Here is a 25,664-nt window from a genome sequence, read left to right as displayed (position 1 = left end):
AACAATGATTATTCCCGCTTTAGATGTATTAGAGAACAATATTGTTCGTTTGTATCAAGGCAAGTACGAAACCGCACAGTTTTACCCATTTAATTTAGCTGAGCGTTTACTTGAATACCAAAATGCAGGCGCAGCCAAGCTACATTTGGTGGATTTAGAAGGGGCTCGTGACCCGAGCAAAAAGCAGTGGCGCACTATCCAAGCGGCGACTAAGGCTTTATCTGTTCCCTTTCAGGTAGGCGGAGGTATTCGCAGTATAGACGACGTAAAGCAATGGTTAGATGCCGGAGCTGCCCAAGTGGTGATTGGCTCAATGGCGGTAGATAAACAGCAAGAAGTTGCTGCGTGGATTAAAGCATGTGGCGCCGACAAATTCGTGATTGCACTTGATGTGAACAAAACCGAAAGCGGCTGGTCTCCTGCCACTCACGGCTGGCTAAATGATGCGAAAAGCGATCTATTCGAGCTGTTAGATTTTTATGTTGAGCAAGGTGTGAGTGATTTCTTATGTACGGATATCAGTAAGGATGGCACGATGACAGGTCCATCGTTTTCCTTATACGAAGACATAACCAAACATAACGGTGCAATTAAAGTACAAGCATCAGGGGGCGTGAGCTCTCTTGACGATATTGCACAGCTTGCAAAGCAACAAGTAGGTGGAGTAATACTTGGCAAATCGCTACTTGAAGGTGTATTTAGCGTTGAGGAGGCTCTAACATGCTATCAAAACGCATAATTCCTTGTTTAGACGTAAAAGACGGTCAGGTGGTCAAAGGCGTTAAATTCCAAGGCCATGAAGTCGTCGGTGATATTCTTGATCTCGCCCAGCGTTATAGTGAGGCAGGTGCTGATGAACTGGTGTTCTATGAGATCAGTGCTAGCGTAGAAAAGCGTTTACTCGATGTCAATTGGGTAGCTGAAATTGCCAGACATATCGATATACCATTTTGTGTAGCTGGTGGGATTAAATCAGTGGCTGATGCGGCTCGAGTGCTTGAGCAAGGCGCAGATAAGATCTCGATTAACAGCCCTGCCATTGCAAGGCCTGAACTCATTAAAGAGTTACATGACGAATTTGGTAAGCAATGTGTGGTTGTCGGCGTAGACAGCTTCTATGATAAGCAAACTCAGGAATATTTAGTATACCAGTTAACTGGCGATCCGAATGCGGCAAGTCGTACTCGATACAAAACGCACGAATGGGTCAAACGAGTTCAAGACCTTGGCGCTGGAGAGATTGTACTTAATTGTATGAATCAAGATGGCGTGCGCAATGGCTATGATATAGGGCAGCTCAGCGCGATTAGGGCGCTGTGTAAAGTGCCACTTATCGCTTCTGGCGGCGCGGGTAGTATGCAAGACTTTGTTGATGTATTTAAACAAACTAATGTCGATGGTGCTTTGGCTGCAAGTGTGTTCCATAAAGGCGTGATTGACATTCCAAAGCTCAAACAGTTCTTAATAAATAATGATGTGGCGGCACGACAATGATTATTAATAAACAAAACATAGCAAAAGTAGATTTTGATAAATCAGCACTCATTCCCGCTATCGTACAAGATGTGTTAACCGGGGTAGTATTGATGCAAGGCTTTATGAACAGAGAAGCCCTTGAAGTGACATTAGAAAAGCAACTCGTTACTTTTTATTCGCGTTCAAAATCGCGCCTTTGGACCAAAGGTGAAACCTCAAACAATGTATTGACCTTAGTGGAAGTGCATACCGATTGTGATAAAGACAGCCTGCTGATTTACGCAAAGCCGCAAGGTCCAACTTGCCACCTTGGCAGCGAAAGCTGCTTTGCGGAAACCATGCCAGAGCTTGCATTTTTAGGAAAGCTTGAGCGAGTGATTGCCCAGAGGAAAAATGCATCACCTGAAAGCAGCTATACCGCCTCCTTATTTGCTAAAGACTTAAGCCGTAGTTGTCAAAAAGTGGGAGAAGAAGGGGTTGAAGTGGCGCTCGCGGCGATGAAAAACGACAACGAAGAGTTGCTCAATGAGTCCGCAGACTTACTGTATCACCTCATTGTCTTACTTCAGAGGCAGGGCCTTACACTCAGTGAGGTGGTCAGTACGCTCAAAGATAGGCATAAGTAATTTTCGCTTTGGGTAAGTAATCATTTCGTCTATCCCTTCGTTGGCTTGTTCCAGACATCGTGCCGAAACAAGCCAGCTTAGTAAAATTGGGATAAACCTGTAATTAGATCAACTCCTGTTCATATAAATAAGGTAAACTTCTCATAGTCTTACAACTATGCAGTGGCAAAATATTAGTCTAACTTTAATGGTGCTACTACGAACAGTATGGAACGGTTTATGAAAACAAGATTACTTGGTCTAATGCTGGCAGGATTGACAGCTGCCGGATGTTCAACATTAACCCCAGAGCAACAAGAAAAGCTCGATGATATGTCTAATTGCGAGAAACTTAATACGCTTCTAAGTGCATCATCCACAGGGTTTTCAGCGCTTAAAGGTGCTGAAGTCGGCGCAAAGTTAATTAACTCTTGGCAGGCTAAGGCACATTTAGTTGGCAATAAATGCCAAATTATAGAAAGCGCTAGTGGAAAATCAAAATATACCTGTTCTGAGCAGTTCAAAGAGTACGAAAACGCAGTAAAAATCCATAACTATGCACAGAGTGTAGTAAGGCAATGTTTAGATCACTCTTGGGCTGGTGATAGCCAAAAGAGTGGCCAGCTAATGCGTACGGACATAACTTCGCCGAGCTCTACTAGCAAAATTGCAATTGAACTGGGCAAAGGCCTCGATAAAGTCTCGCCATGGATAGTTTCGTTTAATGTGACTGAAAAATAAATGCAAAATACGGAGAAGTGTTGTGCTTCTTCTGCCCTATCCCACCCTAGCATTCTTCGTTTGCAATCCCCTTGACTTTGTCTGTTTAAGCGTTAATAAATTTTTCATTGTTGCTTTACTCGATTCTAATGTCGCTTCGCGTGGCGTCTTTTATATAAAAATAGTGAATAGTAATTGTGGTGTAACGCGATACAAATTTAGAAAAAATAAGCTGTATGTATTTTGAGCGGAGTTGGGATCTGCAACAGTCTGTATTTAATTGATGCTGATTATGCATTTCTTTGGTTTTTTGTGTTAATAAAAAAGCTTGTTTATTAAGAAAAGGTAGCGTTTAATTCAGATGCTATTTTTGTTGTTGGCGCTAAATTAACTACTATTTTTAAAGGAATTAAGATGAACACATTAATAAAGCTTTCAGCTCTATCCTTCTCTGTTGCTATGCTTTGCACTCCTGCTTCTGCTAATGAACAAGCTAAGCCATTCGAGTATACAGTAAATGGCAGTGTATATGAGATCCCCGCTTCTCAAGCTAAGAATTTAGATGAGATAATTGCGCTCATAGAAACTAATAACGATGTTTCAGGTTATGACGTTACTGAGACTAAATTAGCGAAAACTGAGAGCACTGAAATTGCCAGTGATTTTTCAACGCTAGCTGGTGGTAACTTACGTGTTTATAGTGAACTCAATACGGGGTATTTAAATGATTTCGACCAAGCATTTACTTACACTTGTCCAAGTAATATGTTTATTAAATCAATTTCAAGCTACCACCAAGATAAGCAAGAAGACAGACGTTTTAGCTTAGTCTGTGCAAAATTTACAACGGATAGTGGTAGTCGCATTTATCGTAAAACGACTAAGTGGAGCGGTTACGTAAATTCATACGATCAAGCGTTTAACTTTGTTTGTCCTAATGGTCAATTCTTTGTCGGAATGTCAAGTCGTCACGATAATGGTACAGAAGACCGCTTGTTTAACTTTAATTGCGCATCTATGGCAACCTCTAGCGCAGGCGCTGCACTATTCGCTGAATCATGTATTACAACACAATACACAGGCTACGACCAACCTTGGACATTAGGTGGTAATGGTGCAATCATCGGCATGTCAAGTCGCCATGATAACAGAACGGAAGACCGTCAAACTGCAGTGAGTTACTGCTCAGCTGCGAGTGATTGGTAATAATTTCCTTTAGAGTAGGGTTGATACCCTACTCTCATGTCAGAATTTGGTCATTTCATTGTCATACAAAAGTCGCACACTCATAATGTAATTAGTTAGCGGATTTAAGAGTTATCGTGACCAAACCGAATATTTTTCTCATCAATTTAGATTCTTGCACTGATAGACTCAAGGAATCTACTCTCCAGTTTGATAAGTTCTCACTACCCTTTGAAAGGATAAGCGCTGTAAAAGGCGCAGAGCTGAGCGCAGACGTTTTAGATACGAGCTATTGTAAGTTAAAAAACGCTAAGCAATACTTCCGGCCTTTAACGTTAGGAGAGATAGGCTGTTATTTAAGTCATATAAAAGTACTGAGTAAAATTGTTGAGTTAGAACTGCCCTATGCTTTTATTTTTGAAGATGATTTTCAGCTCCACGACGACTTAGCACAGATTGACCAAGTGATCGCTTCATTGCCATTTGAATGGGATATGATCAAGCTATTTCAATCTCAAAAGAACAAACGCACTCCGATTGCAAGCTTTCCGCTAAATAAATCGTTATCGTTATTTATGCAAAATAAAGTACCCGCCGGAACCGTTGCCCAGCTTGTTAGTCTCAAAGGGGCAAAGAAAATATTATCCAAATCAATTCCTTTCGGCAGACCGATTGATATTGATTATCAACATTTTTGGGAAAAACAGCTCAGTGTTTTTGTAATGAGCCCTTGTCCTGTTAGCCATGGTGAAAAGTTTGCGAGTACCATAGATAGAGCTCCAAGTGTTACAGGAGCAAAGCGGTATTTTTGGCGTAAACAATTGCTTCAGATAAATAAGTTTATAAAAAACAAGTTTTATCGCGGGCTGGTTCTCAAACGCTATCAGCAACACTTCTAGTTATATGATGCGAAAGCCGCTGTACGCCTTTTGAACAATGGGTTTTATACTTGTACGGAATAGAGAAAAATTCGTGTTAAAAGTGTAATTTATGGGAAGACTTCTGAAAAAGATGTGCTAGTATCTAAGATTATTGCAATAAGTTTAACTTTTTGCTTAAACCATTAATAATAACAACGTTGAGGGAGCACAGACGTGTCTATAGAAATCAACTTTGAACTCTCTGATTCAGATCTTGAACACTTCCGTGGAATGATGAAAGCTGCTATTGAGAAAAGTGGCGATGTGAGTGATGCCGAAATTATAGCTAAAGCGCGTAATTTAGTGGCAACGATGGAAAAATCCAACCTTCCTGAATTTGTAAGCACTCGTCTAATTTCGTTACAAACGCTAATTGACGCAGTGTTAGATGAAGAATGGCAAATGCCTGAAGATGAAAAGCGTGAAATCATGGCTTCTCTTGCTTATTTCAGTGAACCAGAAGATATCGTTCCAGATCATATCCCAGTATTAGGCTATGTCGATGATGCGATTATGATTGAACTTGTGTTACAAGAACTGTCGCTAGACTTAAAAGCGTACCGTGAATTCTGTGGCTTTAGAGCAACTGAAGAAGCAAGACGTGGTGATAATGCGAAGGTCGATCGTGAAAGTTGGCTTGCGGGCACACGCTCTCAAATCCGCTCTTCTATGCGTAGAAGTCGTTCTAAAAACCGTTCACGCTTCTTCTCTCGCATTATGTAAGTTAAGTAGCCCTAAGCTTAGCTAATTGCTTTTTAGCTTAGGGCTGTGGACTATAAAAGGGCTGATAATCATCAGCCCTTTTTGATTACCATTATTTTATTTCATTTGGGTGAGAAACCCCCATCCACGCTTTATAAAGTAACGCTTGCTCGCTTGATGGGTTAGGCATAAATGTTATCTTTTTAGGCTTATCATGGTCGCGGTCAAGCTTGATTTTCGTATTCATCAACTTATCACGACGGATAAAATCTACCGTGATTGTTTGACTTGGCTTGAAGTTTTCTAAGCTCGCTTTTAAATCTTTACGAACATGGTGCTTATCAAATGCAACGATAAGGTCGCCTGCTGTTAGCCCCGCTTGCCATGCATTTCCATCTCGAGCTACATGGGTCAGCTCCAGTAATTCACCCTTTTGTCTTGCCATACCATCTAAGCCTGCGATCATTTTAGCCGACTCTGGATAATCATAAACAAGTCCTACTTTGTCGAGTAATGTGTCAAAGTCTATGTTCGCTGGTGTGTCAACATATTCATTCCACCAAGTATTGTAGTCTTGACCGGTAAGCGCTTTTAGGATGTTTTTAACATCTTCACTGGTGAAGCTATTTGGCAATTTATGCTGTTGGTAAAGCGCTTTATGAACGTCACGGTAGCTAATTTTTCCGTTTGACTTCTCGAGTAAATCGATATCAAGTGCCATGGACACCAACGCACCTTCTGAATAGATATTGGTGCTGTAATTTATCCCATGATCGCCACCTTGATTGATCCATTTATCAAAGCTCGTTGCAGCAACCGACTGAACATGACGACCAGGAGTTTTTAAATGACGATTAACACGCTTAGTCAGCATTTTAAGATATTCGTCATTGGTGGTGATCCCTGCACTTAGCAGCAAATAATCCTCAAAGTAGCTGGTTGAGCCCTCTGCTAGCCACAACAAATCCGTGTAATTTGGTGCTACGTAATCATAAGGAACCATGCCTGCTGGACGATAGTTTTTGACATTCCACGTGTGGATGAATTCATGTGCGGCTGTAGAGATAAAACCAATGTAGTCATCTCTTTCTTTAAAACTGTCTCTATGTCTTTGAATAATCGTCGAGTTTAAGTGCTCTGTTGCCCCTCGTGCACCGCTGGTTGCATGCACCATAAAGACATAACGGTCATAAGGATAATCGTGCCAAATGAGCGTGCCGGTTTGAACGAGTTTTTTAAGATCGGCTAGCATTTGGTCAACGTCATAGTTGCCCTCGCCCCAAATAACTAGTTCATATCTACGGCCATCCACTTCAAATTTGTGCAGCTGATTAATACCAGTCTCAATAGGAGAATCTAACAATATGTCATAGTTATCGGCTTTGAAACTGTTTTTTGAATCGGCAAACTCCATACCGGAGACTGAGCGCCAGCCTTTAGGTACATTGAGTTCAACAGAAACAGGCTCTGATCTGAAAGATTCACTAAACATCAAAAAGCCAGATGCATCGATAAACGCGTGGGTGTCATCTATGTGTCTGGCTCGAAGACCTAACTCATTGGCATAAACCTGATAGTTAACCGTCAGCTCGGTAGGCTCGCTAAGGTGTACGCGCCATGTGTTTTTATCAATTTTTTCCCATTTTTGTGATTGCCCGCTTTGAGATTTGGCGTCAAAAAAGCGTACGCCGTTGGCTAAATCCAATATCTCGTAGCGACCTGTACGCCAATCTGGAAGTTGTACATCAATGCTTGATTGTGAGGATTTTGGAAATTTAACTTCTACTTCCGCAAGGTGATGCTGCGGTTGTGTAATTGAAATACGGTAGTCAACGTCAGCATAAGCACTAAATGTTGCTGCACATGCTAAGGCAATAAGGCTTTTTTTCATTATTTTTGTATCGGTAATTCGAGATAAAATCAATTTACCAAATCAGCGACTTACACGCTAAGTAATATCGATGAGTAAACAGCAAACTCCGATACATTACCACGTTAAATTTCCGCGCATAACAGCGTAATTTGTTGTAGACTTGGTAACTAAGAGATTATTTTATGATTGGAAATCTGTGACTGACAATGCCTTAATGCTCGAGCAGAAATTAAAGCAAGCCATAGAGGCTAGAAAAACGCTTGAGGATGCAAGAAAACAACAAGTAGAACTCCTTACTCAGTTTGCTGCAAAGTTATCCTTAGCCTGCAAAGGGCAAGATGTTTCACTTGATAATCAGTTAGCTAAATTTCGTATTGCACTTAATAAAGGCGTCGATTTTGAGCTGCTTGTGCCTTTTATCGATGGAATTTCCGAGCCGCTAAAGTCACAAGAAGTGACCAATTCAAATAATCAAAAAGCATTGCAAACGGCAATTCAGCAAAGCGGAAAGTTACTGCAGAAGCTCAAGGGATTACCAGATGAGTCGCGCAGAAAGTTACGTCATTTATTGGATGTAGAACTTGAAGATATCAACTCTACTAATGCTTACATTCCCGCGTTAGAGTCTTTGGTTTCTATCTACCATACGGTTTTACAATCAAAAGTAGAAATTACAGAAGAAACATCTCATAGCCACCACCCAGAACTAGCTGCTGAACTTCAAGCTTTGATCAACGAATTAATTTTCGAAGATGAAGTAATAGAAAAGGTTAAAGAGATCCGCGCAAGCGTTGCGGAAAACAACAGTTTAGATAATCTATATTCAGCAGCGACAGAAATCATTAAAATTATTGCGCAAACGATTGCCAAAGAGCGCCAATCCGCACAAGGTTTTTTGGTTTCACTGAATCAAACACTGGAAGAGCTACATCGCTCTATTGTTGAAACAACGGCGCGTTCAAAATCAACATCTAAAGAACTACAGTCGTTAAACAATAAAATAGAACTAAAAATTCAAAACTTAAATCAGCAAACCCAAAACGCCAGCTCAATAACTGAGCTTAAAGCCTTGGTCGACAACGAGTTGAAACTACTGAGTGCTGATTTGATAGAGCGTGAAAAGCTCGAAAAAAATGAGCGTGAGGCGCTGCTTGACTCATTTGATGCAATTAATAATCGTATCAACACCTTAGAGTCCAAAGTTTCAAATTATAAAAAGCGACTCAGCGAACAAAAGTTCAAAAGCCTATTGGATAGCTTAACTAAGTTACCAAATAGAGCAGCTTTCGATGAGCGTCTAACCCATGAAATGCACCTATTTGAGATAAACGACTCAGATGTGACGCTGGTTGTTATCGACGTTGATCACTTTAAATCTATCAACGACCGTTATGGTCATAGTGCGGGCGACAAAACATTGCAAGTGATCGCACGAGCCCTTAAAAAGTCTATTAGGAAAAGCGATTTTATCGCACGCTACGGCGGTGAGGAATTTGTTTTGCTAATGCCAGGTATGCCGCTGACTCATGCGCAAAAACCGCTTGAAAAAGTAAGGCAAGTCATTAAATCTATACCATTCAAATTTAAAGAAAAAGAAGTCGAAATTACGATTTCTCTCGGTGCTACTCAGTTTGTCAAAGGGGACACTGCGTTGAGTGCTTTTGACCGAGCTGATGCAGCGCTTTATGAAGCGAAGAATAGCGGGCGAGATAGATTGTGTTTTAAGTAAATAGAGTTAACTTGGGTAAAGGCTGAGTTTCGAGACATTATACTCGTCCCCGCTTTGTTCAGTTATACCAATTCGCTGCGCATTACAAACAAGGAGTAAGCCTATGCAAGTAGAGCTAAACCCAACTGGGGTTCTTAACTTATTATCAAGATTGGAAGTCGATTTACTTCAGCAGTCAACCACAAGTGAGAGATATAGGCTTTTTAGAAATTGTGCATTGGCGGTATTGAATGTAGGTAGTCATACCGATTCCAGCTCTGAAATCTACGATAAATACGAAGATTTTGATATTCAGCTACTCGCACGCGAGCGAGGAATAAAAATTGCGTTAAGCAATCCCCCCGAGTCTGCTTTTGTCGATGGTCAAATAATTACCGGTATCCATGAGCACATATTTTCCGTGATCCGCGACATACTTTTTATTTGTCAAAAATATCACGGTGAAAATAAATCGCCGGTAGAAATTACCCATATGGTTTTTGACATGCTGCGTAACGCTGATGCGCTTGAAGTGAATAAAGACCCTAACATGATTGTCTGTTGGGGCGGTCATTCAATCAATGAAGTTGAATACAAATACACCAAGGAAGTAGGTTATCAACTTGGTCTTCGCGGCCTAAATATTTGTACCGGTTGTGGACCGGGCGCAATGAAAGGCCCGATGAAAGGAGCAACAATTGGTCATGCTAAGCAACGGATCTCGAATAACCGTTATTTAGGCCTTACCGAACCCAGTATTATTGCCGCTGAACCGCCTAACCCTATTGTTAATGAATTAGTGATTTTGCCTGATATTGAAAAGCGTCTCGAGGCGTTTGTACGCATTGCGCATGGCATCATTATTTTCCCAGGTGGTGCTGGAACAGCTGAAGAGCTGCTTTATTTACTGGGTATTTTGTTACATCCAGAAAATGAAAAGCAATGCTTACCTGTGATCTTAACTGGCCCTAAAGAGTCAGCGGCATATTTTGAAGAACTCAGTGCTTTCATTGAAAAAACACTTGGGAAAGAAGCTCTGTCTAAGTTTGAAATTATCGTAGACAATCCAGAGCTGGTAGCCAAAAAGCTCAAACAGTCGATGGCAACGGTGCGCGAGTATCGTAAGTCTGAAGGTGATGCCTATTACTTTAATTGGACATTAAAGATTGAAAATGATTTTCAGCACCCATTTGCACCAACGCATGAAAATATGTCGAGCTTAGACTTACACCTAGAGCAACCAAAACAATTACTGGCTGCTAACTTAAGACGTGCTTTTTCTGGTATTGTTGCCGGTAACGTGAAGGATGAAGGTATTACAGCAATTAAACAGCATGGTCCGTATGAATTAAGTGGTGATAAATCACTGATGGCCGATATGGATAAGCTGTTGGGTGCATTTGTAGCTCAGGGGCGAATGAAGCTACCTGGGAGCAAATATATACCGTGTTATAAAATTAAAGCTTAGAGTGAATGAATAATTTGTTGTTAATAGATGCGCTTAACCTTATCAGGCGCATCTATGCTGTTAATGAACCAAAAGGTATTAAAGAACAAGAGGCCCATATAAAGGCCTCTTGTCTTCGTGTAGAGCAAGCTACTCGTAGCTTGTTACGCAAAACGGGGGCGACACACGCAGTTGCTGTCTTTGATGGTGATAAAAGTTGGCGTTATCACTTTTACCCAAAATATAAAATAAGCCGTCAACCTATGCCCGAATTTCTAAATCAGAACCTCGACAAGTTTTCACAAGCGTTCGCAAGTGTTGGTGTTAAATCATTTAATCCCGAACATGATGAAGCTGACGATGTGATAGCGACGCTTGCCTGTAAAGCCGCAGCTGCCAATGTTAACTGCACGATAGTATCGACTGATAAAGGCTTCTTACCCCTGATAAATGATGCTATCTCTGTGTACGACTACTTTAAAAAGTCGATAATTTCGCTCGAAGATATCAAAAGTCGATTTTCTGTCACCCAAAGCAAGCTCGAAATGTTTTGGGCGTTAAGTGGCGACAAGACGAACGATATTCCAGGTGTTGTTGGGGTTGGTATCAAGACGGCGCAAGAGCTACTCGCAAAGCATGACGACTTTGAAAGTATGCTAAAAGATGAGACAGTAAAGCCTGCTGCAAAAGCAAAATTAGAGGCTGGAGCAAGCGACTATGTTACCAGCCTAGCGCTAGTGACTCTAAGAAGAGATATTGCAATTGGCTTTAGTTTGAAGGATATACGAGTGGTTTGAAGGGACTTTTGATTGGCAATGTATTACATCGTCGCTAAGCGCTAGGCGAAAGTAGATGACTTTGATATATTGCATACAAGCGTATCTCAGTTTTTTCAGATACAAGGTTCGTTTTACCCATTCTTTATTGAGCAGTTAGATGATTAGGAAAATATTACAGTACATATTTCTTGGCCTTGCGGTTTACGTTACTGTGGTGTTTCTCGTGATCAATTATTATAAAGATGACCCGCAAGCGATGATTTGGCAGGACCGAGAAGCGTTTAACAATCGTTTCATTCGTAATCTTAGCCTTGAAAAGCCGACTGAGTTAGACACAGTATTGGATACCTTGGGCAGCCCGGATCTAACGTATGTAAAGAAAAAACAAGACAATACGGTTGTACAAATTGTGTTTTATCGCACTCAGCTTGTAAAACCAGATGGTATTACTACGGAAGATGAATGCACCGGATTATTGTTTGAAAATGGCATATTAAAGCTTTGGGGACCAGGTGCTCGGGTCACATTTGATAAAGTGTGATGCCAATTAGATTAATCTTCCAACCAATTTGAAGGGTAAAATACCATATTAGCTTCGTTAACAACGCCTCATTTAGAACAACTAAATAGCAATGTTTTTGCCTTGCTAAGAAAGCTATTTTACCGTTTTAAAATAGACCGTTTACTTAATAAAATTGGTAAAGATAGATGGATGCAAGGATAGTTACTAGTAAAACGCTGTTCGCGATAGCCCAAGGTACACACAAAGTATTACGTCTTTATTATCACAAAGAGAAGTGGTCCTCTATTTACCCTACCCTAGTTAAACTTGCACAGCTTTACATGGACTGTTATGAGTCCTCGCCAAGTAGCATGCATGGGCAGCTTGGACTGTATTCACAAAACTTGGGTTACAACACTAATCTGGTCATGAATCAAAATGTGTTGGTTTGTATGGCTTGTCATCACTTAAAGTTTTCTCGTGCAGTAACCGAAGAGCTATTGCTTGCAAGCTTTGCGGACTATTTATGCGTAGCGAGAGAAAGCGATCAACTCGCAGCAGGTAAAAAGTTAGATGCACAGCAAGATAAGCTTTGGAAAGTTCGCCATCAATTGGCCGTACAAATACTGAGTGATGGGCAAACACCTAACCTGCAATGTTTGCGAATTTTATCTCGCCTTTCAAACTACGACAGCAAGCTAGTGGCTTCTTCCCCTCAGCGCTTTAATGACCATGCTTCTTTGATTGTTGCAATTGCTCACCGAGTAGCAAGCTTAATAACGCCAACACACAAGCAAAATTGCGTGGCTTTAGACAGAGCGATTAAGCTTCTTTATAGCAAACTCAGTTATGCTTTTGCATTAAAAGTGCTGAGTGCAATTGCAGGGGCATTTGTTAATCATCCTGCGGGATTGTTGTGCGAGATTAAAGGAGAAGAAGGCTTTTTGGTGATACAAAGCAATAGTGAAAAAATAATTGCTGTTGTTGAACATGGGCAAACCAAAAAGCTGGCGAAGGCCAACCGTAAATTCCAGTTTCACTGTGGTTTGACTGCAACGACAGATGCAAAGTTACTTTACAATATTTGGGACCGAGCTGCTGAGCCAACAGTACTTCCTTTTGGTTCTGAACATTTACATCTACTAGAAACAGTAAAAGCCTTATCTCACAGTCAATTTCAAAGTATTCGTGCACTTGAAAAGCTGATTTGCGAGTTCGATTCAGTGTCAAGTGCATTGCAGATCGCAGCAAAGCAATATAACCGTGAAAATCTAAAAGCCGCATCGGTTAGGCACTCTCTCGCCATGGTAGGACTTGATGCTGCTGGATTACTGGCGCAGCGAGTGTTGCTTGAGCAGATCATAGCCAATCATAAGCTTCCTTTCACAGAAGATATCGTGCACAAATATGGCGTAATTAGTCAAATTATCGCCTTATATGTTGGTGAAAGTTATGGTGAGCAATTTGAGCGCTTATTGTCGCCATTTGCAGCCGTTATTGTATTTTTAGTGACTAAACAAGGGGTAGAGATCCAACATGCCACCGCACTCCACTCTCGTGAGTATTCGGAAGAACTAGTATCAATTGCCAACCTATTTGGGATCCGCGCAATAGCAAAAGATAAATACCTAGACTTTAATCAGCAGTACTTTGAAAAGAGCATTCTTCATAAGGCAATGCTTGATAGCGAAACGTTAAAAAAGTCTCAGGCCAATATGCAATGTAAACTGTTCATTTTTATTAAACTGATTGCACTTAAAGTGATATCACCCAACTTTGTGTTAACTGCATGGCAAAAACAATTAGTCGATGACGTTTTAGCTGAAAGTCGTTTTGTTACCGCACAAAAGTTTGATGTAGCGCTACTAGAGGCCGGATTTTACTCATCTATTGCCTGATATTTATTCTATAAATACTATCAATAACAAGCATAAATCATATGTATGTCATTTTTTCATTCCATACTGGAATAAGACCAAATTAATTGCTATAAAACGCGGCTTAAACAAGCGAACGTACACCTTTGTTAATTTCTACTAAACTTAGTCTGCAATTCTTCTTGGGTGTATTCCAACTTTTGATAAAGGAAAAAACATGGCACAGCAAACCATCACAGTTATCCGTGGCGACGGCATTGGCCCTAGCATCATCGATTCAGCAATCGAGATCTTAAAAGCCGTAGGTTGCGACTATGAATACGAGTACGTAGACGCAGGTTTGGCTGCTTTAGAAAAAACAGGTGAATTACTTCCAGCAGCAACGCTAGAAGCAATTGAGCGTAACAAAATCACGCTAAAGGGCCCACTAACTACACCTGTTGGCGAAGGTTTCACTTCAATCAACGTGACATTGCGTAAGCATTTTGGCCTTTACGCAAACGTTCGTCCAGTTAAGTCATTTGAAGGTACTAAAGCACGTTACGATGATATTGATATCATTACCGTACGTGAAAACACGCAAGGTATGTACTCAGGTCTTGGTCAAGTTGTTTCTGAAGATGGTAATGAAGCGGAAGCAATGTCAAAGATCACTCGCGAAGGTGCTGAAAAGATCGTAACTTTCGCATATGAGTTAGCACAGCGTGAAGGTCGTAAGAAAGTAACTGCGGTTCACAAAGCGAACATCCTAAAATCAACTTCAGGTCTATTCCTTAAAGTTGCTCGTGAGGTTGGTGAGCGTTACCCTGAAATTGAATCAGCAGAAATGATCGTTGATGCGACTTGTATGAAACTAGTAATGACACCTGAAGAGTTTGATGTGATCGTAACAACAAACCTATTCGGTGACATCCTTTCTGATCTTTGTGCAGGTCTTGTCGGTGGTCTTGGTATGGCACCAGGTGCAAACATTGGTACTGATGCTGCAATCTTTGAAGCAGTTCACGGTAGCGCACCAGATATCGCAGGCAAAAACCTTGCAAACCCAACTTCTGTTATTTTAGCTTCAATTCAAATGCTTGAGTATTTAGGCGAAGCTGATAAAGCGGAAAAAATCCGCAGTGCAGTAGCTGACGTTATTAAGAGCGGTGACCGTACTACGCGCGATCTTGGTGGTAGCCACGGCACTACCGATTTCACACAGGCGGTAATTGAGCGTCTTTAATTCTTAACGCTCAATTTAATCCTTGGGTGGTGCGTTAGCACCACCTTCTTCTTAATCCCACTAGCATTCCAGAGATTAACGCAAACCATCCGATACTGCCGCCAGACGATCCGCTATCACCAGAGTCCGTCGGCGTTGTTGTTGGGGTCGTCACTGTGATCTCAACAGTGCCTTTCGCGCTTTGATCTGCACCATCCGATAGCGTTAACACGACATTATATGTACCCGCTTGACCGTAACTATGCGTTGTAGTCAAACCAGAACCTTGCGTACCATCACCGAAATCCCAACTAGCTTGATAGTTACCATCACCACCAGCAGCAGTTGCGACAAAGCTTGCCTGTAAGTTAGATGTGGTCGCTGTGGCTTCAATGCTTAGTGGTACTACGACAGTCACTGAGGTTGATTTAGTTACCGCCTCACCTTCGGCATCTTTCACATTAAGCGTTACCGTGTACGTGCCGCTTAGCTCATAGATATGTTCAACTGAGTTAGATGATGCTGTTGCTCCATCACCAAAGTTCCAGTCAAGTTCATAAGGCGCTTTGCCACCAATGATTTCAGCATTGAAGACAAAGCCTTGCCCTACTGAGGTCGCTTTGATATCACCGACTGTAAGCGGGATTGGCTCGACGTTGCCTACGCTGACATTTGAACTCAACGCTGAACTGCTCCCGTCAGCTTTGGTTCGTGTGAACATTACCGTATAGTTGCCAATATCTTGATAGCTATGAGTAGGTGAAAGCGCGTTACTTGTTTGACCATCGCCAAAGTTCCACAAAAAGCTATCTGATTCGTTTAATGCTAAGCCTTTGACATTAAACTTAACGGTGTTTTGCGATTGTACTTGAGTGATTTTAGGGTCGCTGAGGTAAATTATACCGACTTGCGCACTACTTGCATCTTCCTCTATGGTATTCAATCTAAGTTGAACACCAAAACCCGGCAAACTAACACCTGACTCCTTTTGGATTGGGAAGGTGTAATCCTGAGTATCATCAAACGTACTGATTGGCGTGAGATGTTGATCGCCAAGACCTGCTTTCTGCGTATCCAAACGAAGCGTCGCATCTTTGACCTGAATAATACTCGTTGCGGGTGTGGTGTCGTCGGCTTTGAAAATAGGGTTTTGATCTTGGTCGATGACTAACATATCTCCAGAGCCGGGGTGTAGCGAAGTCGAGTTATTACTCTCTTCATTGTTGCTGTACCACATCAGCACACCAGAATTATAACCAGACAAAGACAAACCAGCATCTAACCCTCTAAATGAGCGTAAATGGGCGTAGTAAGCGTTACCTGATTTAGCTCTATAGCCAGAAATCTTACGAAATCCACTGTAGACTAAGTCGTTAGTTGGCTCTGCGGTATTTGTATAAATTTGCGAACCATCCGCTGTCACCTTAATGTTGTCTAGTAATACACCTTTAAGCGTTTCAAAATCGTCAGTTTGATAAACGAATGTCACGGTGACAGTTTGTCCTCGGTACGCTGAGATATCAAAATCTAGCGTAATTGGGTTAGCCCCAAAAGAAGATGACTCGCCATCCATGTAGTGAGTGACATTGGCATAATTTGGATGGTTTGATTTTGTTGTATTTCCTGCTATTGGCTGCCCATTTACCGCCACTTGGAAAATATCGTAGTTAAGCTCGATACTATAATTTGCAAGCATGGATAATGAAATTTGGCTTGCGTTAGGTAAGCTTAAGGTAAAACTTGCTTGATTATTGAGTTTGTCGTCTTGTCCGGAGTAATAGTGGTAATTACCATCCAGAGGCGTTACAAATTCCTCGAGTTGTGCAGGCAAATTGATCTTTATTTGATTCGTAGTACCATTGTTTATTCCAATATCCGTGAGCGTTACCGTTTGTTCTGTACTCAAATCATCTAATGTGTACTCTGTTTGGTTTAACCAATTTCCTGCATAATTTTGTTGTAAAAACTCAAGGCTTTTAGGGGAGAACTGGGTGGGCTGCGAGCCACTTAATTGGCCTAAGTAACTGCCTGAAGACATGACTGACCACAGCGCAACGGGTTCGCCTATGTCATTGGAATTTAAATCATATTCGTCGGGTAACCCAAGGTCATGACCAAACTCATGAACAACCACACCGATTGCAGCATCAATAGGATTAATGGTGTAGTTATAAATCTTGTAGTTGGTATCTGGAATTGCCTTAGGTTGGTTGTTTTCATCAAATACGAAGAAGCGATGTGACCAAATTGCGTCAGTATCTAATACGCCGCCACCTGCTTCTTGACCAATACTTGAATGAAATAACATGACATGGTCAATAATGCCGTCAGGTTCAAGGCGGTTGCCATCACCATCTATGTCGTTCAAATCTGTTTTATCGTACTCAGATAAGTCGATATTAAATTGGGTCACAGCTTTGCTTACTGCTTCGAACACCAACTCTTCCGGTCTTAAGTCTCGGGTATCGCCTTCTTGTTCGCCATAGTAGGCTGCATTTTGAGCGGCTCTTACCCAACCAAATGCATTGCCAGATACCTTGAAGCTGCCGCCTGAGGCCGCTTGATAAAACTGGGTAGCGGATTGCAACGATTCATTGTTAGGGCCGTTATAGCCGCTATCTGAGTACAGTAGTGATTGGTAGTGAGACGCGGGATAGCTCGAGTAGTACATATCTGTATCACCCGGGTTTAGTCGGTTCTGGTCATTAGGTAAGTCGGGAAAATCGACCAGAATAGCAAGGATTTTAGCTTCATTAAGTGTTTGCGCCGTGCCCACCGCAAATTGTTTACCTAACTTAGTATTGCCAAGATGCACATTTTTAATTGCATAAGGTGTTTTAACTTGACTGGCAATAGGCTTTGTTTTGGTGAATTGCTCAAGCGCAATTTTCCGCTCGTATTCACTCAGCGTGCGGCCGAGCTTTTTCTCCTGCCAATAGATAACTTGATCTTTATAGAGCACCTGCGCTGACGCTGCATTTGATAGCAGTGTGGCCGATACCAATATGCTTAGTTTAAAAATATTCATCTAAGATTCCCTAGTACAATTGAGCTTTAAGTTTAGCATTTTTATCGTTTTGTTCCCGTATAAGTTCTATTAAATAAAAAATCCAATTGGTGGTGAATTTTAAATTGAAATGTAATATTTCAACAATTGAAAGGTGGAAAGGTGGAATTTATATCTAATACTGTGTAGGCTAACTTTGACATCAACTTAAAGGCAAAATAATGACAAATTTCTTTCAACTAATCGTTCTCGTGGTGGTACTGGTCTCTTCATAGAGTTCAGCGGGGAGCTATTACTTGAAAGAAATACTCAAACCCCGCAACCAGCGGGGTTTTTTTTTGATTTTATAAATATAACAGGCACGCACAGTCAACGAGGAATGAGGTAATGGCAGAGCAATACAACGGCTCCGAGCTAGTAGTAAAAGCATTGAGCGCATTAAAAGTAAAATACATATTTGGCTATCCCGGCGGATCGGTTCTTGATCTATATGATGCGTTGTTTCAGCAATCAGATATTGAGCATATCTTGGTTAGACATGAGCAAGCAGCGACCCACATGGCCGACGGTTATGCCAGAGCAACGGGAGATGTCGGTGTCGTTCTTGCGACCAGTGGCCCAGGCGCTACAAACTGCATTACAGGGATCGCGACGGCTTATATGGATTCAATCCCTATGGTTGTACTCTCGGGGCAAGTGCCTTCAAACCTAATCGGCGATGATGCGTTTCAAGAAACGGATATAGTTGGTTGCTCTCGTCCTATCGTTAAACACAGTTTTAACTGCCGCGATGCGACAAAAATCCCAGAAGTGTTAGCTAAGGCATTTTATCTCGCCAACTCTGGTAGACCAGGACCAGTTGTGGTTGAGTTGCCAAAAGATATTTTGAATCCTGCGCTTAAATTCGATTATCAGATGCCGGAACAGATTGATATGCGTACTTACAACCCGAGTGTAAAGGGGCATTCCAAGCAGATCCGCAAAGCGGTTGAAGCCATTATTGAAGCGAAGCGTTTGGTTATCTATTCTGGCGGCGGCATTATTCTTTCGAATACCTCGGAAAAACTGACTGAGTTGGTTGAGAAACTAAACGCGCCTATCACCAATACCCTAATGGGTCTTGGCGGGATCAGTGGCACACATCCTAACTTTATTGGCATGTTAGGGATGCACGGTAGTCTTGAAGCGAATAAGGCGATGGCGAATGCCGATGTTATCTTAGCGTTAGGTGCGCGTTTTGATGACCGTGTAACCAATAACGTCAAGAAGTTTTGTCCGGATGCTAAAATTGTTCACGTTGATGTGGATCCAACTTCAATTTCTAAGACCATTCAAGCGCATATCCCAGTTGTGGGCTGCTTAGATACGGTGATGGAGCAATTGCTACGCGGTATCGAAAAAAGCGAGAAGCGCATTGACCGAGCCGCACAAGAAGATTGGTGGCAAGCAATTACCACATGGCGTGCTCAGAAATGCTTGTCGTTTACTGCGGGTGTAGAAAAAATCAAACCACAAACGGTTATCGAAAAGCTATACCAAATGACCAGTGGTGACGCGTATGTTTGCTCGGATGTAGGCCAACACCAGATGTTTGCAGCGCAGTACTATCCATTCAAATCACCTCGTCAATGGATTAATTCAGGCGGACTTGGCACCATGGGGTTTGGCTTGCCCGCGGCGATGGGCGTAAAAATGGCATTCCCGCAAAGTGAAGTATTGTGCGTAACTGGGGATGGCTCTATCCAAATGAATATTCAGGAGCTTTCAACCTGTTTGCAATACGGCCTTGCTGTCAAGGTCATCTCGTTAAACAACCGCTCGCTTGGTATGGTGCGTCAATGGCAAGACATGATGTATGAGGGACGTCACGCAAGCTCCTATATGGAATCACTGCCTGATTTTGTTGCGCTTGCCGAGAGTTATGGTCATATCGGTATTCGGGTTGATAAGCCTGAGCAACTTGATGCGGCGCTGGAAAAAGCAATGTCGATTAAAGACCGACTTGTATTTTTAGATATTTTGGTCGATGAGTCTGAACATGTGTATCCAATGCAAATTAAGCAAGGTGCGATAGACGAGATGTGGTTGAAAAAAGGAGTAAAAGCATAATGAGAAGAATACTATCGATTTTATTAGAGAATGAACCTGGCTCCCTTTCTCGTATTGTGGGTTTATTTTCTCAACGTGCGTACAACATTGACAGCTTAACAGTGGGTACAACCGCAGACAAAACGCTATCTCGTATCACCATCACGACCCAAGGCGATGACCGCATTGTTGAACAAATCACCAAGCAAGTTAACAAGTTGGTGGATGTGCTTAAGGTTATAGATTTAACTGATATGCAGCACATTGAAAGAGAGCTGCTACTGGTAAAAGTCTATGCCAGAGATGAAGTAACACGAGCCGCTATCAATCGTGTTGCTGAGGTGTTCCAAGCCAGCATTATAGATATGGGCAAGCAAAGTTATATATTACAGATGGTAAGCTCAGCCGACCGTCTTGAGTCTTTCTTGGATCTATTACGTCACGAAAGCGACATTATTGAACTTGTACGTTCTGGCGCGGTAGGTATTGGCCGTGGTGACAAAGCGCTGAAAGGATAAAACCACTTACCTTTTAGCTGTCACTGTTATCTTTTTGCGCGGGTGAGTACATTGTATTACGTACAACCCGCTGCAGTTATTTTGCATGGCGGCTTCGATTTACTCTCATTAGGTTACTGGCTATAATCTCGTTTTTATCAAGTTAGATTACGCACATGGAACTCGAACGCTTCTGGCAGCTTGTCACCGCCCCCGATCATTCAAACGATAATGACTATTTAAAAACGCGTTTATCACCGCTAAGTTCAGAAGAAATTGCTCAGTTCGATGCATTATATACCAAAGAACTCAGAGCACTGTGGCATTGGGATAACTGGAAAGTAGCCTACGTGATTGCTGGCTGTAATAGCGAATATGATTTCTTAGATTTTTGTAATTGGATCATCAGTCGCGGCCCTGAAGCGGTAAGTGTACTTACAGCGGAACCAGACGAATTAGCTAATAAGTTTGCTATTCCGAATAAAGACGACTTGCCCTACCCATTTATTGACGAATTAGATTTAGTTGCAGGGTTGCTTTTTGAAGAAAAAAATCAAGACGAACTCCCGTATCACAGTGTCGTGAACTTTCCGCCGCAAGGCAAAAAGTTTAAAAATAAACCAAAACAGTTAAAGGCTGAACTACCTCAACTTTTTGGTCAATATTGGCTTGGATAAGGTTTAGTTTATTGTTTTATGTGATGGGTTTTAGTTGTTCTAGAGTTAGACGCTGAGACTCACTATTACCATCGCAAGATGTCGCCGCTCCAGATAGCCTATCAATCCTTCGCGCTAACTTACCAAAATGACTTTGCTAAAAACACAACCTCTTGTTAAGTCGTAAGCAGTGGAATACTATGTTTATTCCCTATATCGAAAACAAAAAGAATAATGATGAAAGCCCCCTCTATTTTAAAATACTTCCCTAGTTTGGCGTTAGTGATAGCCTGTCAAAGTATGGCTGTGCAGCAAAAGTTATTGGCCGATGATGGTAAAGCAGAAGATCAGTTTGGTTATAGCGTAGCGATAGACGGCACAACTGCATTAGTTGGTGCCCACAAAGTTGATACTAATACGAGTCAGGATACTGGTGCAGCTTACCTATACACGCTAGGTGCGTTTGGCTGGCAGCAACAAGCAAAGCTCATCGCGCAGCCTGCCAACGCTGGTGACACGCTTGGCGGCAACGTTGCGCTCAAGAATAATATTGCCATGCTTGGTGCGATAAATCGGGACGATAAAGGAGAAAATGCCGGTGCGGTGTTTGCTTTTGAGCGCACAGAAAATAGCTGGTTACAAAAACAAATTTTAACCGCCAACGATGCAAAAGCGGGTGATGCCTTTGGACAAAGCATTGCCCTCACCGAGCAATTTTTAGTGATCGGCGCACCACATAGCGATGCGCCACACAAAGACTCAGGTTCAGCGTATGTATACGTGAGAGAAAACAATAGCTGGCATTTTCAGTCAAAGTTGACGGCAAGGGATGGCGCTGATGGGGACTTATTCGGAATTAGCGTAGCAATAGATGGCGATACCATTTTAGTCGGCGCAGATTTGAATGATGAAAAAGCAGAAAAAGCTGGTGCGGTTTATGTTTATCAATTCGATGGTAAAAAGTGGAATTCGCAAGCAAAACTGATGGCAAATGATGGTGGGAACACCGATATTTTTGGTGTTCGCGTGGCTATTTTTGGAGATACAGCCCTTATTTCTGCCAGAAGAGATGATATCGATGGGATAGGTAAAGACGCCGGCTCTGCATATCTGTTTGAGAGAACAAATGATAAATGGACACAAACTCAAAAATTAGTGGCTCCAGATGCCAAAGCGGATGATAGATTTGCACGCGGTGTTGCGTTAAGTAAGGACATGGCGTTTATCACCGCCATGCACCATGATGAAAAAGGTAATAACGCGGGAGCACTTTATCTATACAAAAAACAACAAGGCCAATGGCAATATGCGTCTAAGGTATTTGCCAATGATGCAGCGCCAGAAGATAGGTTTGGTTGGAATATTGCGGTTTCAAATAACACCGCCATCATCGCAACTCCCCACCGTGATGACAAAGGAGAAGGCTCAGGTGCCGCCTATATTCTGGATTTGGTGGAATAATAGCGATTGGTAATGTCTGAGCTTGGTTCGTTAAGCTCAGACTTTGGCTGTCAGAGTGAGATTGATAGGCCCTTATTTAACAGTTGACTTGGTGCCATTTTGAATCGTTCAAGCAACAAGAAAGGCTTTAAAGAAGACATTTGGTATCGGTTAAATAAACGACGCCCGTTTTTTACGCGTTGTTTGACCGATAGAGAACTTATTTCATGTGTTTATTATATATTTGACCTTATCAGCGCTAACTTTCGTTTGCGACACGTATTAGCTAAAAACGTCAAAGTACACGTTCTAGCTATCTGAAGTTCATATCACTTCGTCTTGCTAGTACTGCCCTTTTATACGAACCATTTCATTCGCATACACTGACTCGCCATTATATTCAGTGAGAAATTCATCAGACACTTCGAATCCGTATGCCTTGTATAACTCCTTTGCAGGCTCATTTGTCTTGGCGACAAAAAGGTTCGCCCTGCCGCATATTTGTGACAAAAGGAATTCAAGTATTTTTCTTCCGATTCCGTTACCTCTAGCACTAGGGCAAACAAATAGTGCCCTAATCTCTGACCCAAATATTGCTCCAAACCCAAGAATACTCCCATCATCAAAAACGTATATCTTTGATTCCTTTAGCGCTGATAGTCTCTTTTCATCATTTTCTAGAGGTAAGAGCTGAAATGTCTTTTTCTCAAAACGAAGCTCATCCAGCTTAGATTTCGAATAGATCTCAAAAATTCTCGGATAGTCTTCCTCTGTCAACTCTCGAATATTCATATGGTGCTAGCTCTTATCAATTTTAAATATATCCATTGTACGTTGTAGCGTATCGCTGTTTAGTTTCATATCTTTAAACAATTCATTTAACGCTTTTGACGTATCTAATTCATGGTTTGCAGCGTCAAGTACAGCAGCGGTATTTTGTGATATATCGGCGGCCACTTCAGACTGTTCGCAAGCTGCTGTGGCAACCGAAGTCGTGAGTTTTTCAACATGCGAACTGTGTTCGTTTACTCTGAGCGATACTTTACGCGTTTCTTCTACTTCGTTCATGGTATTTTGTGTGAGCAGTGTGTTTTCTCTGATTGATTTCACAACGCTTTGGCTTATCTCTGACAGGCTAAGTAACAGCGTGGAAATTTGCTCTGAAGATTGTTTACTGTTGTTTGCAAGTCCTCGCACTTCGTCGGCTACAACAGCAAAGCCGCGGCCATGCTCGCCTGCACGGGCTGCTTCAATTGCGGCATTGAGTGCTAGCAGGTTAGTTTGTTCGGCAACACTGCGAATTGAATCCAAGATAGTGTTTATTTCAGATACCTGCTTTTCCATACTCGCGGCCATCTCGTCGACGGCGTTCATACTTGTCGAGAGGGTTTTCATGGTGTCTAAGTTTTTTTGGTTGTCTGCAAGTAACTGCTGTGATTCGATGTTAAGTTGGTCGCTGGCATCCAGCGTATCTTGCGCGAGTTTTGCGATTTCTTGGCTGGTTGCGGCCATTTCTTCTATTGCAACCGCAATGGAAGATGCCATGCCTTGGGTTTTTTGTGCATCCTCATTGACGTTAGAGGCTGCTAAATGCATTTTTTCGCCAAGTTTCGTACCTACCTGTACCGACTTGGCTAAGCCAACCATTAAATCTTTAAACGCATAAATTGTATTGTAAATTGACTCGGAGATTTGCCCAAGCTCATCGCGAGTGTTTAAGCGCATATCTAAAGTTAAGTCGCCCTCTTCAGCTACGCGTTTTAATATGCTCGTTAATTGTGAAAGCTCCGAGCGTAATGAGCGAATGAGGTGAAAGTTGACGAGCGCGATAAAGCTGAGAACGATGACAAAAAGCATAAACATTAAGATACTTTCAAATGCGATATCTGATTTGTGCTCTTGGCTAACTTTAATTGTTATTTCCCATACGGAATCGAGTTTGGTCTTGAACTTACCGATTAAACTTGTCGCAGCAGAAAACCACTCGGCACTTGAAGGTAAGCGACTAAAGTCAACTTGCCCTTGGCTTTCAAGAGTATCAAGAATTTGATTGAATGCTTTTGCCTCGCTTGAAGATAAAATAGTTTGTACGTTGCTTTGGCCTGTACCTTCGAGTGCGGTTTCTAATTGATGTAATGACATCTCTAGCTGTTGGCGATAGTACTTGATATCGTCTTTGAGGGTGTCTGACATTGCTTTTTTCGCAAGCACACCATTCACTTTGCCACGGATCTGTCCAAGGCGCTCTTTACTTTGGGCAATAAGGAAAGCAATAGAAAGTTCAGAAGATAGGGTTCTATCTGATACGTAGACTTGAATTTTTGCTGCTGTGTTTAATGAAACTTGATTAAGTTTGCTGTAGTAAGCAAAGGCATTACTGCCATTCTTCCTGTCGACCTCACCTCTTACGCGGTTCTTATTGGCTTCCACTTCAAAAATATAAGGTAACCATTTTTGCACATTTTTATCTTTAAGAAACAGTGAAGAGTGAATACTCTTAAGCGTTGATATTGTTTGGTCGGCAATTTCACGTTGCGCCTCGACCTTTCGTTTGTTATCACTACTTGGATTACCAAGGAACCCTGCCGTTAAGCCGCGCTCTACCGCATGGTGATGCGCTACTTTCTCAATGGCGTCGAGTAAAACGACATAGTTGATATCTTGATCGGCCGCATTGTACTGTCTCCAGTTATTCAAAACGTTTTTGCCAACTAAAAATAGTAAAAATGCAAGCAGCGAGATAGAACTTATCATCGTGAGCTGCATAATCGAAAATTTTTTCAAAATACCCATTCGTCTCTCCGTAGCGCGAGCGTAGATTATTGTTTAATCAAGGTAACTATAGCCCAACAAAATTAAGGTGAGATATTTTGTAACAAACATTGTAATTAAAGTAACTTTTCTGAAAACAAATGGTAATGCAGTGTTGCTACCTTCTTGTTGCTGATAATGGTATTGGCGTCAAAATTAAATAGAGG

The 25,664-nt window shown here is 41.8% G+C and carries 21 protein-coding genes; 17 read left to right on the top strand and 4 right to left on the bottom strand.

Annotation, left to right across the window (positions count from 1 at the left end):
* Positions 1-4: 4 nt before the first annotated feature.
* From GSF13_RS00255 to GSF13_RS00225, 7 genes are all read left to right on the top strand, one after another.
* Positions 5-739, top strand: a complete 735-nt coding sequence (locus GSF13_RS00255) for a 1-(5-phosphoribosyl)-5-[(5-phosphoribosylamino)methylideneamino] imidazole-4-carboxamide isomerase (protein WP_211865532.1) — start codon at positions 5-7, stop codon at positions 737-739.
* Positions 721-1,494: an imidazole glycerol phosphate synthase subunit HisF gene (gene hisF / locus GSF13_RS00250; RefSeq protein WP_010605478.1), complete on the top strand. Its 774-nt coding sequence runs from the start codon at positions 721-723 to the stop codon at positions 1,492-1,494. Before GSF13_RS00255 ends, hisF begins: the two co-directional genes overlap by 19 nt.
* Positions 1,491-2,102, top strand: coding sequence for a bifunctional phosphoribosyl-AMP cyclohydrolase/phosphoribosyl-ATP diphosphatase HisIE (gene hisIE, locus GSF13_RS00245; RefSeq protein ID WP_211865530.1), 612 nt, complete (start codon positions 1,491-1,493; stop codon positions 2,100-2,102). Before hisF ends, hisIE begins: the two co-directional genes overlap by 4 nt.
* A gap of 219 nt (positions 2,103-2,321) precedes the next feature.
* Positions 2,322-2,822, top strand: a complete 501-nt coding sequence (locus GSF13_RS00240) for a hypothetical protein (protein WP_211865528.1) — start codon at positions 2,322-2,324, stop codon at positions 2,820-2,822.
* 393 nt (positions 2,823-3,215) lie between these two features.
* A complete protein-coding gene (locus tag GSF13_RS00235) occupies positions 3,216-4,007 on the top strand; it encodes a dermatopontin-like protein (protein WP_211865526.1) in 792 nt (263 codons plus the stop codon).
* A 116-nt stretch (positions 4,008-4,123) separates the two neighbouring features.
* Positions 4,124-4,885 (top strand): glycosyltransferase family 25 protein, encoded by a 762-nt coding sequence (locus GSF13_RS00230; RefSeq protein WP_211865519.1) that lies wholly within the window; start codon positions 4,124-4,126, stop codon positions 4,883-4,885.
* A 195-nt stretch (positions 4,886-5,080) separates the two neighbouring features.
* Positions 5,081-5,629 carry a YkvA family protein gene (locus tag GSF13_RS00225; RefSeq protein ID WP_010605483.1) on the top strand — a complete coding sequence of 183 codons (549 nt, stop codon included), beginning with the start codon at positions 5,081-5,083 and terminating at the stop codon, positions 5,627-5,629.
* Positions 5,630-5,720: 91 nt separating this feature from the next.
* On the opposite strand, the gene GSF13_RS00220 is transcribed toward GSF13_RS00225, so the two are convergent.
* Entirely contained in the window at positions 5,721-7,499 is a 1,779-nt protein-coding gene (locus GSF13_RS00220; protein ID WP_211865517.1) for a PDZ domain-containing protein, read from the bottom strand.
* A gap of 178 nt (positions 7,500-7,677) precedes the next feature.
* Here GSF13_RS00220 and GSF13_RS00215 point away from each other — a divergent pair, with 178 nt between their 5' ends.
* The 6 genes from GSF13_RS00215 (at position 7,678) to GSF13_RS00190 (ending at position 15,019) form a co-directional block, all read left to right on the top strand.
* Positions 7,678-9,210 (top strand): GGDEF domain-containing protein, encoded by a 1,533-nt coding sequence (locus GSF13_RS00215; RefSeq protein ID WP_102058101.1) that lies wholly within the window; start codon positions 7,678-7,680, stop codon positions 9,208-9,210.
* 103 nt (positions 9,211-9,313) lie between these two features.
* Positions 9,314-10,657 (top strand): nucleotide 5'-monophosphate nucleosidase PpnN, encoded by a 1,344-nt coding sequence (ppnN, locus tag GSF13_RS00210; protein ID WP_211865515.1) that lies wholly within the window; start codon positions 9,314-9,316, stop codon positions 10,655-10,657.
* 5 nt (positions 10,658-10,662) lie between these two features.
* Complete coding sequence (xni, locus tag GSF13_RS00205; protein ID WP_211865513.1) at positions 10,663-11,433, top strand: flap endonuclease Xni; 771 nt, start codon at positions 10,663-10,665, stop codon at positions 11,431-11,433.
* A gap of 139 nt (positions 11,434-11,572) precedes the next feature.
* Positions 11,573-11,956, top strand: coding sequence for a DUF3192 domain-containing protein (locus GSF13_RS00200; RefSeq protein ID WP_010605488.1), 384 nt, complete (start codon positions 11,573-11,575; stop codon positions 11,954-11,956).
* 167 nt (positions 11,957-12,123) lie between these two features.
* Entirely contained in the window at positions 12,124-13,815 is a 1,692-nt protein-coding gene (locus GSF13_RS00195) for a hypothetical protein (RefSeq protein WP_211865511.1), read from the top strand.
* Between the two features lie 196 nt (positions 13,816-14,011).
* Positions 14,012-15,019, top strand: coding sequence for an isocitrate dehydrogenase (locus GSF13_RS00190; protein WP_010377116.1), 1,008 nt, complete (start codon positions 14,012-14,014; stop codon positions 15,017-15,019).
* 34 nt (positions 15,020-15,053) lie between these two features.
* On the opposite strand, the gene GSF13_RS00185 is transcribed toward GSF13_RS00190, so the two are convergent.
* Positions 15,054-18,026: an immune inhibitor A domain-containing protein gene (locus GSF13_RS00185; protein WP_211865509.1), complete on the bottom strand. Its 2,973-nt coding sequence runs from the start codon at positions 18,024-18,026 to the stop codon at positions 15,054-15,056.
* Between the two features lie 366 nt (positions 18,027-18,392).
* Here GSF13_RS00185 and GSF13_RS00180 point away from each other — a divergent pair, with 366 nt between their 5' ends.
* The 4 genes from GSF13_RS00180 to GSF13_RS00165 all read left to right on the top strand — a co-directional run bounded on the left by GSF13_RS00180 (position 18,393) and on the right by GSF13_RS00165 (position 22,707).
* Complete coding sequence (locus GSF13_RS00180; protein ID WP_010605491.1) at positions 18,393-20,114, top strand: acetolactate synthase 3 large subunit; 1,722 nt, start codon at positions 18,393-18,395, stop codon at positions 20,112-20,114.
* Entirely contained in the window at positions 20,114-20,611 is a 498-nt protein-coding gene (gene ilvN / locus GSF13_RS00175; RefSeq protein WP_010377111.1) for an acetolactate synthase small subunit, read from the top strand. Before GSF13_RS00180 ends, ilvN begins: the two co-directional genes overlap by 1 nt.
* Before the next feature lie 155 nt (positions 20,612-20,766).
* Positions 20,767-21,267, top strand: coding sequence for a DUF4240 domain-containing protein (locus GSF13_RS00170; RefSeq protein WP_010605492.1), 501 nt, complete (start codon positions 20,767-20,769; stop codon positions 21,265-21,267).
* A 213-nt stretch (positions 21,268-21,480) separates the two neighbouring features.
* Positions 21,481-22,707 (top strand): FG-GAP repeat protein, encoded by a 1,227-nt coding sequence (locus tag GSF13_RS00165; protein WP_249122653.1) that lies wholly within the window; start codon positions 21,481-21,483, stop codon positions 22,705-22,707.
* Positions 22,708-23,028: 321 nt separating this feature from the next.
* On the opposite strand, the gene GSF13_RS00160 is transcribed toward GSF13_RS00165, so the two are convergent.
* Together GSF13_RS00160 and GSF13_RS00155 are read right to left on the bottom strand one after the other, a co-directional pair.
* On the bottom strand, positions 23,029-23,478 hold the full coding sequence (locus tag GSF13_RS00160; protein ID WP_211865507.1) for a GNAT family N-acetyltransferase: 450 nt from the start codon (positions 23,476-23,478) through the stop codon (positions 23,029-23,031).
* Positions 23,479-23,484: 6 nt separating this feature from the next.
* Positions 23,485-25,479: a methyl-accepting chemotaxis protein gene (locus tag GSF13_RS00155; protein ID WP_211865505.1), complete on the bottom strand. Its 1,995-nt coding sequence runs from the start codon at positions 25,477-25,479 to the stop codon at positions 23,485-23,487.
* Between the last annotated feature and the right edge of the window lie 185 nt (positions 25,480-25,664).

The organism is Pseudoalteromonas sp. M8, assembly GCF_018141365.1.
GTDB lineage: Bacteria > Pseudomonadota > Gammaproteobacteria > Enterobacterales > Alteromonadaceae > Pseudoalteromonas.
Note: the sequence above shows the minus strand (reverse complement) of the source record. Positions and strands in the feature narration are given on the sequence as shown.

Excerpts from the sequence above, each read along its gene's own strand:
- GSF13_RS00185 (WP_211865509.1), bottom strand. The coding sequence starts at position 18,026 with ATGAATATTTTTAAACTAAGCATATTGGTATCGGCCACACTGCTATCA.
- hisF (WP_010605478.1), top strand. The coding sequence starts at position 721 with ATGCTATCAAAACGCATAATTCCTTGTTTAGACGTAAAAGACGGTCAG.
- GSF13_RS00255 (WP_211865532.1), top strand. The coding sequence starts at position 5 with ATGATTATTCCCGCTTTAGATGTATTAGAGAACAATATTGTTCGTTTG.
- GSF13_RS00200 (WP_010605488.1), top strand. The coding sequence starts at position 11,573 with ATGATTAGGAAAATATTACAGTACATATTTCTTGGCCTTGCGGTTTAC.
- xni (WP_211865513.1), top strand. The coding sequence starts at position 10,663 with ATGAATAATTTGTTGTTAATAGATGCGCTTAACCTTATCAGGCGCATC.
- GSF13_RS00235 (WP_211865526.1), top strand. The coding sequence starts at position 3,216 with ATGAACACATTAATAAAGCTTTCAGCTCTATCCTTCTCTGTTGCTATG.
- ilvN (WP_010377111.1), top strand. The coding sequence starts at position 20,114 with ATGAGAAGAATACTATCGATTTTATTAGAGAATGAACCTGGCTCCCTT.
- GSF13_RS00160 (WP_211865507.1), bottom strand. The coding sequence starts at position 23,478 with ATGAATATTCGAGAGTTGACAGAGGAAGACTATCCGAGAATTTTTGAG.
- GSF13_RS00220 (WP_211865517.1), bottom strand. The coding sequence starts at position 7,499 with ATGAAAAAAAGCCTTATTGCCTTAGCATGTGCAGCAACATTTAGTGCT.
- GSF13_RS00170 (WP_010605492.1), top strand. The coding sequence starts at position 20,767 with ATGGAACTCGAACGCTTCTGGCAGCTTGTCACCGCCCCCGATCATTCA.
- GSF13_RS00240 (WP_211865528.1), top strand. The coding sequence starts at position 2,322 with ATGAAAACAAGATTACTTGGTCTAATGCTGGCAGGATTGACAGCTGCC.
- hisIE (WP_211865530.1), top strand. The coding sequence starts at position 1,491 with ATGATTATTAATAAACAAAACATAGCAAAAGTAGATTTTGATAAATCA.
- GSF13_RS00155 (WP_211865505.1), bottom strand. The coding sequence starts at position 25,479 with ATGGGTATTTTGAAAAAATTTTCGATTATGCAGCTCACGATGATAAGT.
- GSF13_RS00165 (WP_249122653.1), top strand. The coding sequence starts at position 21,481 with ATGATGAAAGCCCCCTCTATTTTAAAATACTTCCCTAGTTTGGCGTTA.
- GSF13_RS00190 (WP_010377116.1), top strand. The coding sequence starts at position 14,012 with ATGGCACAGCAAACCATCACAGTTATCCGTGGCGACGGCATTGGCCCT.
- GSF13_RS00180 (WP_010605491.1), top strand. The coding sequence starts at position 18,393 with ATGGCAGAGCAATACAACGGCTCCGAGCTAGTAGTAAAAGCATTGAGC.
- GSF13_RS00195 (WP_211865511.1), top strand. The coding sequence starts at position 12,124 with ATGGATGCAAGGATAGTTACTAGTAAAACGCTGTTCGCGATAGCCCAA.
- ppnN (WP_211865515.1), top strand. The coding sequence starts at position 9,314 with ATGCAAGTAGAGCTAAACCCAACTGGGGTTCTTAACTTATTATCAAGA.